This window comes from Lentzea sp. (assembly GCF_036380075.1).
GTDB lineage: Bacteria > Actinomycetota > Actinomycetes > Mycobacteriales > Pseudonocardiaceae > Lentzea.
In genome coordinates this window covers 1-5,711 of record NZ_DASVFL010000169.1, presented here as the reverse complement: position 1 = coordinate 5,711, position 5,711 = coordinate 1, and the positions used below count along the sequence as shown (strand labels likewise).

8 protein-coding genes are annotated in these 5,711 nt (G+C 69.9%); all 8 read right to left on the bottom strand.

Annotated features, from left to right (window positions below; all coding sequences use genetic code 11):
* On the bottom strand, positions 1-1,424 hold a 1,424-nt coding region (locus tag VF330_RS19285; RefSeq protein ID WP_330853019.1), incomplete at its 3' end, for a YifB family Mg chelatase-like AAA ATPase.
* Position 1,425: 1 nt separating this feature from the next.
* Positions 1,426-1,797, bottom strand: a complete 372-nt coding sequence (locus VF330_RS19280; protein WP_330853018.1) for a YraN family protein — start codon at positions 1,795-1,797, stop codon at positions 1,426-1,428.
* 167 nt (positions 1,798-1,964) lie between these two features.
* Positions 1,965-2,288, bottom strand: coding sequence for a DUF2469 domain-containing protein (locus VF330_RS19275; RefSeq protein WP_030479657.1), 324 nt, complete (start codon positions 2,286-2,288; stop codon positions 1,965-1,967).
* Entirely contained in the window at positions 2,288-3,082 is a 795-nt protein-coding gene (locus tag VF330_RS19270) for a ribonuclease HII (RefSeq protein WP_330853017.1), read from the bottom strand. Before VF330_RS19270 ends, VF330_RS19275 begins: the two co-directional genes overlap by 1 nt.
* Positions 3,079-3,942: a signal peptidase I gene (gene lepB / locus VF330_RS19265; RefSeq protein ID WP_330853016.1), complete on the bottom strand. Its 864-nt coding sequence runs from the start codon at positions 3,940-3,942 to the stop codon at positions 3,079-3,081. Before lepB (VF330_RS19265) ends, VF330_RS19270 begins: the two co-directional genes overlap by 4 nt.
* A gap of 4 nt (positions 3,943-3,946) precedes the next feature.
* Positions 3,947-4,687: a signal peptidase I gene (gene lepB, locus VF330_RS19260; protein WP_330853015.1), complete on the bottom strand. Its 741-nt coding sequence runs from the start codon at positions 4,685-4,687 to the stop codon at positions 3,947-3,949.
* Positions 4,688-4,690: 3 nt separating this feature from the next.
* The gene (rplS, locus tag VF330_RS19255) at positions 4,691-5,050 is read right to left on the bottom strand and encodes a 50S ribosomal protein L19 (RefSeq protein ID WP_090051001.1); all 360 of its coding nucleotides are present in this window, start codon (positions 5,048-5,050) and stop codon (positions 4,691-4,693) included.
* A 153-nt stretch (positions 5,051-5,203) separates the two neighbouring features.
* On the bottom strand, positions 5,204-5,711 hold a 508-nt coding region (gene trmD, locus VF330_RS19250), incomplete at its 5' end, for a tRNA (guanosine(37)-N1)-methyltransferase TrmD (RefSeq protein ID WP_330853014.1).

The following is a 5,711-nucleotide window of genomic DNA, read 5'->3' as shown; positions in this document are numbered from 1 at the left end:
CGCAGGCAGCGGTCGGCTCCTCTGCCCGTCAGGGCGCCGGTGGCCAGGGCCCGGTCGAGCAGGGCCGTGGTGGGGCGGGGCAGGGCGAACTCGCGGCGCAGGGCCGGGCCGGGGACCTGGGCGTTGGTGGGCCAGGTGTGGCCGTGGGCCTGCCAGCGGGTCGCGGCTCGGGAGCGGGCCTTCAGGACCCGTTCGCGGACCACGGCCGTCGGTTCCGGTGGGGCGGCGTCGGCGTTGGACATGGCCGTGGTGGCTCGCATGTGGACCCGGAGGTCCACGCGGTCGAGCAGCGGGCCGGAGAGGCGGGACTGGTAGCGGCGGCGGACTGTCGCCGTGCAGATGCAGTCGACCTCTTTCGGCGGGGCGCAGGGGCACGGGTTGGTGGCCAGGATCAGCTGGAAGCGGGCCGGGTAACGGGCTATGCCGTCGCGGCGCGGGATGCGGACCTCGCCCTCTTCCAGGGCCGTGCGGAGGGTGTCGATCGTCTTCTGGCCGAACTCGCAGGCCTCGTCGAGGAACAGGACGCCGCGGTGGGCCAGGGAGGCGGCGCCCGGCTTCGCCATGCCGCTGCCGCCGCCGATCAGGGCTGCTATCGACGTCGTGTGGTGCACATTGACGAACGGCGGCGTGGCGACCAGCGGGTAGTCGGACGACAGGACGCCCGCCACCGAGTGCACGGCGGTGACGGCTAGCGCCTCCTGGCGCGTCAGTGGCGGGAGCAGGCCGGGGAGGCGTTCGGCGAGCATCGTCTTGCCCGTGCCGGGCGGGCCCGTCAGCAGTAGGTGGTGGGCGCCCGCCGCGGCCACCTCCAGCGCCCAGCGCGCCTCGGGCTGGCCCACCACGTCGGCCAGGTCCGGCACCGGTTGCGGCGGCGGGTCGTCGGCCTGCGGAGGTGACAGGAGCGGTGCCGGCTCGCCGCGGAGCCAGGCCAGCACGTCGGAGAGGGTGTGCGCGCCGTGGATCTCGATGCCGTCCACCAGGGAGGCCTCGGGCAGCGAGTCCACCGGGACCACCGCCGCGACGAGACCGGCTCGCCTCGCCGCCAGCAGGGACGGCAGGACGCCGCGGACCGCCCTGATGCGGCCGTCGAGGGCCAGTTCGCCCACGAGGACCGTGGTGGTGAGGCGTTCGAGCGGGACCGAGCCCGCGGCGGCGAGGGTGGCGCAGGCGATCGCGAGGTCGTAGCTGCTGCCGCCCTTGGGCAGGTTGGCCGGCGACAGCCCCAGCACGATGCGCTGCTTCGGCCACTCCTCCTCGCTGTTGCGGACAGCGGCCTTCACGCGCTCCTTCGACTCGTGCAAGGAGGCGTCGGGCAGCCCGAGGAGGTGGGTGCGGGGCTGGCCCACGCCCACGTCGGCCTCGATCTCGACCGCCAGCCCGTCGACGCCGTAGAGGGCGACGGACCACGCCTGCGCCAGAGCCATCTCAGGCTCCCCGCAGGTGTTGCAGACGCGCTTCGCCGCCCGGCGGCCACGTGATCGAGATGAGGTCGACGCGGACGTTGCACCAGCCGACGCCGTGCGCGGCCAGCCACCTCAGCGCCGTGCGGCGCAGACGGGACAGCTTGTCCGCGTCCACGGCCTCGTCCGGACGGCCCCAGGCGGGACCGGACCGCGTCTTGACCTCGCAGACGACCAGCCGGTCGCCCTCCACCGCCACGACGTCGAGCTCACCGTCGCGGCACGTCCAGTTGCGCGACAGGACCGCCAGGCCCTGCCCCTCCAGGTACCTGCACGCCAGCTCCTCGCCCTGGCGCCCCAGCTCCTGCTGCCTGGTCTCGACCGGTGCCTGTGCCACCACTGCCCTCGCCTCCCTGCGGGTCGTTGGGTACGACCTTGCAGGGTGGGGCGGGGTGGGTGGCCGGGCCGAGGCCGATCTGTGGACAACTCGGCGGCTGTGGACAACTCAGCCGTTGTCGATCTTGGAACCGTGGAGTTGTCGGTGGGGTGTGCTAGTGGGCCGGCTCAGCTCGGGAACGGCCCGCTCTCCGGCAAGCGGAGATCCGGCTTGTCCAGCTCCTCCACGTTCACGTCCTTGAACGTGATGACGCGAACGTTCTTGACGAACCTCGCGGGGCGGTACATGTCCCACACCCACGCGTCCGACATGCGCACCTCGAAGTACACCTCGCCGTCGGCGTTGCGCACCTGCACGTCCACCGAGTTGGCCAGGTAGAAACGACGTTCGGTCTCCACGACGAACGAGAACTGGCTGACTATGTCGCGGTACTCCTTGTACAGCGACAACTCCATCTCGGTCTCGTACTTCTCGAGATCCTCTGCACTCATTACGCCTCCGCGCGGGTCATCATCTGCTCCGCGCCCTCCCTCGTCGCGAGCTCCCCGGCGTCAGCCGGGGTTGCCTCATTCTGGACCACGGCCGTCGCCGTCGTGGCGCGCGCCACCCTGTGCGGCGCGGCGAGACCGTGCTTGGCAGCCGCCGCTGCCACATTTACATACGACCACCGATGCTCCGCACACGGCCCGTGTTCCAGCAACGCGGCCGTGTGGTCGGGCGTGCAGTACCCCTTGTGCACGTTGAACCCGTACTGGGGGTGGCGCTCGTGCAGGTCGGCCATGATCCGGTCGCGCGTGACCTTGGCCAGCACCGATGCCGCCGCCACGCACGCAGCGGCCTGGTCGCCCTTGAGCACCGCCACGTTCGGCGCGGGCATGCCCGGCACCTTGAAACCGTCGGTCAGCACGTAACCGGGGTGCGTCGACATCTGCGCCACCGCGCGCCGCATGCCCTCGATGTTCATCACGTGGATGCCCAGCCAGTCGATGTCGGCCGGCGGCACGACGATCACCGAGTGGTCGACCGCGCGCTTGAGCACCAGGTCGTACATCCTGTCGCGCGCCGACGCCGTCATCAGCTTCGAGTCGTTCAAGCCCTCGAACCGCGCCGCGTCACCCGGCCGGAGGACGCACGCCGCGATCACCAGCGGTCCCGCGCACGGACCGCGGCCCGCCTCGTCGACGCCGGCGACGGGCCCCAGCCCCCTGCGCTCCAGCGTGCTCTGCAGCGCCCAGTTCCCCGACGACCCCCGCACCACCGCGCGGGGCGGTAAGAGCATGGTCATCGGCGGAATCGGTCTCGCACTCGACGTCCGAGCAGCAGAAGCGGCCACGCCGCGACGATACCGAGGCCCATCGGGACGTTCTCCTGCCATCCCGGCGCACCCATCGACACGGTCTGCGGGTCGTGGTCCGTCACCCCGCCCCACCTGGACGGGGGCAGCACGATCACGCGCGCCTTGCCGATCACGTCACCGACCGGCACGAGCCCGTTGAGCCCGCCCTGGCCCTGGCAGCGCGAGTCGCACGAGTGGTTGCGGTTGTCGCCGAGCACGAACAGCATGCCGTCCGGGATCTTGAGCTCCTCGAACGACTCCTGCTCCGCCGGCACGCCGTCGTCGAAGTGCTTGTACGGCTCGTCCAGCGGTTTGCCGTCCACCGTCACGCGGTTCTGCTCGTCGCAGCACTTCACGGTCTGCCCGCCGACGGCGATCACCCGCTTGACGAAGTCCTCCTCGTTCGCCGACGGCAGGCCGATCAGCGACCCGAGCCACGACAGCCCCTCGGAGACCGGGTTGCCCGGCTCGTCGGAGACGAAGTCGTTCTGCCACGACGGCGGCCCGCGGAACACGATCACGTCGCCGGGCGACGGCTCGGTGAAGCGGTAGGTGACCTTGTCGACGAGCACGCGGTCGCCGTAGCAGTCGGAGCACCCGTGCAGCGTCGTCTCCATCGACTCCGACGGGATCATGTAGACGCGGCCGAGGAAGACCTGGATGAGGATCGCGAGACCGAACGCGACCAGCACGAGGACGGGCAGCTCTTTCCAGAAATTGCCCTTTTTCTTCTTCTTCGAAGTTTCACCCGAAGCGTCCGGACCGGGCTCGTCGCTGGACGGCGTGTGCTCTGGATCGGCGTCAACCACGAGATCAGCCTAGGGGCTGCGGGTTGTGATCCGACACAACACTCCACCGATCTTTCGGGAACACGACGTACCGGGCTTTGCCGATGACGTTCTCGAGCGGAACGGTGCCCGCTACGCCCCCGCCGCCCTGTTTGCGCGAGTCGGTGGAGTTCATCCGGTTGTCCCCCATCACGAACAACCGTCCATCCGGTACTCGCACCGGGTCGAACGGCTGGTGGTCCGCCGGAGACGTGCCGGGCTGCCAGTACACATAGGGCTCATCGAGCGGCCTGCCGTCCACGACGACGCGGTGCTGCTGGTCGCAGCACATCACGGTCTGGCCGGGAAGCGCGATGACGCGCTTGACGAAGTCGCGTTCGTTCGCGGGCGCGATGCCCAGCAGCGAACCGATGTTCTGCGCGAAACGCGCGACGGGGTTCGCCGACGGCGCGGCGCGGAAGTCGTTGTTCGTCCACGCGTCGGGGCCGCGGAAGACGACCACCTCGCCCGGCGCGACGTCGCCGAAGCGGTAGACGACCTTGTCGACGAGCACCCTGTCGTTCTCGCAGCCGGTGCAGCCGTGCAGCGTGCGTTCCATCGACGCCGAGGGGATCACGTAGACCCGCGCCACGAACGCCTGGATCAGCACCGTCAGCACGACGGCCGCCACGACGACGTAGAGGACGTCTCTCCAGACAGAGGTACGCCCCCGCTCCGGTTCGTCCGGTGCGGAGGCGTCCTCGGGTTCTTCCAGGCTCGAAGCCACCGGTCAGGAGACCGGACGGGCCTCGCGCTTCTCCTTGATCTTGGCGGCCTTGCCGCGCAGCTCGCGCAGGTAGTACAGCTTCGCGCGACGCACGTCACCGCGGGTGACGACCTCGATCTCGGAGATGTTCGGGGAGTGCACCGGGAAGGTGCGCTCGACGCCGACGCCGAAGGAGACCTTGCGGACGGTGAAGGTCTCGCGGATGCCGCCGCCCTGGCGGCGGATCACGACGCCCTGGAACACCTGGACGCGCTCGCGCGAGCCCTCGATGACGCGGACGTGAACCTTCAGCGTGTCACCGGCGCGGAAGGCCGGGACGTCGGAGCGCAGCGACTGGGCGTCAAGTGCGTCCAGGATGTTCATCGGTGGTCCTCACGTGTGTCTTGAACTCCCCAGAGCATGTTCCATGGCTGTGCACGACATGATGGGGGTCGGCTTGGAGCGCACGCCGGTGCGACGACCGGCTGCGGCAACTGTTCCAGTGTGCCAGACCAGGCACTCCGGAACGAAATCGGGCTACTCGCCGTCTTCGCGCAGGCGGGCGAGCAACGCTCTGTCGTGCTTGTCGAACGCGTCGTCCGGCAACGATTCCAGCAGGTCGGGGCGCCGTTCGAAGGTCCGGGCGAGCGACTGGTCACGCCGCCACCTGTTGATCAGCTTGTGGTTGCCAGACCGCAGCACGTCCGGCACGGCGAGCTCGCGCCACACCTCCGGCCGCGTGTAGCTGGGGCCTTCCAGCAGGCCGTCCTGGAACGAGTCCTCGGCGTGCGACTTCGGGTTGCCGAGCACGCCGGGCAGCAGCCGTGCGACCGCTTCCACGATCGCGAGCACCGCAACCTCGCCACCAACGAGCACGTAGTCGCCGATGGACACCTCATCGACACGCACGCGCCGACGAGCGTCATCGACAACACGCTGGTCAATGCCCTCGTAGCGACCGCACGCGAACACGAGGTGCGACTCGTCCGCGTACTCATGCGCAACCGCTTGCGTGAACGGGCGACCGGCCGGCGTCGGCACGATG